Origin of the sequence: Pseudonocardia sp. McavD-2-B (assembly GCF_024124365.1) — a bacterium.
In the GTDB taxonomy this organism is placed as follows: domain Bacteria; phylum Actinomycetota; class Actinomycetes; order Mycobacteriales; family Pseudonocardiaceae; genus Pseudonocardia; species Pseudonocardia alni.
Map to the genome: position 1 here is coordinate 1 of NZ_JAMXSG010000475.1, position 2,129 is coordinate 2,129.

The 2,129-nt window shown below is 75.8% G+C and carries 5 protein-coding genes; 1 reads left to right on the forward strand and 4 read right to left on the reverse strand.

What is annotated here, in order from left to right:
- The coding region (locus tag NH602_RS30350; RefSeq protein WP_253069625.1) for an antitoxin at window positions 1-279 on the reverse strand (279 nt) is incomplete at its 3' end.
- A 166-nt stretch (window positions 280-445) separates the two neighbouring features.
- Between NH602_RS30350 and NH602_RS30355 the strand changes: the two genes are divergently transcribed.
- Window positions 446-613 (forward strand): hypothetical protein, encoded by a 168-nt coding sequence (locus NH602_RS30355; RefSeq protein WP_167379102.1) that lies wholly within the window; start codon window positions 446-448, stop codon window positions 611-613.
- Between the two features lie 58 nt (window positions 614-671).
- Here the strand turns inward: NH602_RS30355 and NH602_RS30360 are convergent, their stop codons facing one another.
- The 3 genes from NH602_RS30360 to NH602_RS30370 form a co-directional block, all read right to left on the reverse strand.
- Window positions 672-1,322, reverse strand: coding sequence for an SAF domain-containing protein (locus NH602_RS30360; protein ID WP_073577593.1), 651 nt, complete (start codon window positions 1,320-1,322; stop codon window positions 672-674).
- A gap of 100 nt (window positions 1,323-1,422) precedes the next feature.
- Complete coding sequence (locus tag NH602_RS30365) at window positions 1,423-1,782, reverse strand: FmdB family zinc ribbon protein (RefSeq protein WP_179761099.1); 360 nt, start codon at window positions 1,780-1,782, stop codon at window positions 1,423-1,425.
- A gap of 107 nt (window positions 1,783-1,889) precedes the next feature.
- Window positions 1,890-2,129, reverse strand: a 240-nt coding sequence (locus NH602_RS30370) for a 5-formyltetrahydrofolate cyclo-ligase (RefSeq protein ID WP_305882482.1), incomplete at its 5' end; no start/stop codon positions are given.

Consider the following 2,129-nt stretch of genomic DNA (forward strand, 5'->3'; position numbering starts at 1 on the left):
CGGCGGGACGGCGTCGCCGTGCGTGCCGGCGCCCGGAGCGGCCGGGCCGGTGTGCCCGAGTGCAACCTCGACCTTGCCCTTCACCCCGCCGATCTGCTCGGAGTACTTGCCGCCGGTGGCCTGGTCGACCTTCTCGGCGGCCTTCTCGACGAGCGGGCCCGCCTTCTCCTTGGCCTTGTCCAGGTGCGGGCCGGCCTGCTCCATCGCCTTGTCCAGGTGCGGCTTCGCCTTCTCGATCGCGTTCTCGGCCGCCTCGCGTGCCTTGTCCAGGAACCCCATGAGTGGTCCACCTCTCCTGTCGTCGCCCGGTCGCCCGGGCGGATGCGTACGGCTGACCCCATGGTGTCACCCGGACGCGTCGTCGTGGGGCGGCGCGAGTACGGCACGGCACGGTGACGCGGGATCGGTGTCCACCCGCGCCGCCCGCGCACGGCACCATGGGGCCATGAGCGAGCCCGCGGACCGGATGCGCCGACGGATCGAGGAGATCTTCGGCGACGACCCCTCGACCACCGCCGACGAGCGGGCCGACTACGGCGCCGCCGACGAGCGCGACACCGCGGACCCCGACCGCTGGTTCACCGAGAACCGTCCCCCGCACCACGGCGGCTGACCGGCCGGAGCGCGTTCGGAGACCGAGGGCGGCCCGCACCGCGGGGACGGCGCGGGGCTCAGCGCAGGGTGACCGTGACCTCGCCGGCCAGCGTCGCGGCGGCCACCGCGGTCGCCTCCGCCTCGGGCAGCGCGACCAGCACCAGCGGTCCCGGGTCCGCCCGCGCCCCGGCGGCCCCGGGGGCGGGTGGCAGCACCGCCACCACCCCGGCCCGCGCGGCCAGCACACGGGCGCCGTCCGGGTCGCCCGCCACGACGTCCACCCGGGAACCGGGGGACAGCAGCGCGGCCACCGCCGGATCGGCCGGGCGCAGCGGCACCGCCGAGGCCCCTGGCCCACCGGTGACGACGGCGAGCGCGGACCCGACCAGCCGCAGCTCGCCGATCGGCTCGCCCGCGGTCACCGGTCCGGCGAGCAGCCGTCCGGCCACGGCGTCGGGCGCGGTCAGGGCACCGGCGGGGACGAGAGCGGGCGGCCAGGAGGCCACGACGACGTCGGCCGGGCCCAGTGCCGTGCCGGGGGCGAGGTCACGGGCCGCGACCAGTACCGGGACCCGCTCGTCACCTGCGGCGGGGAGCAGTGCCACGACCACGGCCGCGACCGCGAGGGCGGCGGCCAGCACCCGGCGGGCCAGCAACGCCCGTGACCAGGAGGGCCGCCGCAGCAGCCGGTCCCACGGGCGGTCCGCCCGCTGTGTCTGCTCCGCCATGGCCGCCCCTCCGCCGTCGTCGTTCCGACGCTAGGGCGGGACTCGGCCGGTGGCGGGCCGATCCACCGGCCTGTGGACAACCCGGCCGGTTGTGGACGGATCAGGAAGCGGCGGCCTTCGAGGACGACGCGCCGGCCGAGCTCGACGAGGAGCTCGACGACGAGGAGGCCGAGGAGGACGAGGAGCTCGACGAGGACGAGGAGTCCGAGGACGACGAGCTCGACGATGAGCTGTCGGACTTCGCCGACTCGGACGAGGCCCCGGACCCGCTGCTCACCGAGCCCGAGCGGGAGTCGGTGCGGTAGAACCCGCTGCCCTTGAACACGATGCCCACCGAGGAGAAGACCTTGCGCAGCTTCCCGCCGCAGTTCGGGCAGGTGCTGAGGGCGTCGTCGGAGAACGACTGCACCGCCTCGAAGCGGTGGTCACACGCGGTGCATGCGTACTGGTAGGTCGGCACAACATCCTCCGGACGAACTGGGGCGGTGCCCGCCCGCGGGCTGGCACTCGGCGAGAACGAGTGCCAGCATACTCCGAGGCAACGGTCGCTCCGACCCGTCCACACGGTCAGGGCGAGAGATGCACCACCCCGTCCCGAGCCAGGACTGCGGCCCCCACCGCGACGTCGTGGTCCTCGGCCGGGACGTCGTCGAGCAGCTCGCCGTCGTGCAGCGGGACGACCAGCAGGGCGCCGGGCGCGGCGAGCGCGAGCGTCCGGTCGTAGAAGCCGCCGCCGCGGCCCAGGCGCCGCCCGCGCCGGTCGACGGCCAGTGCGGGCACCACCACCAGGCCGGCCGACGCGAGCGC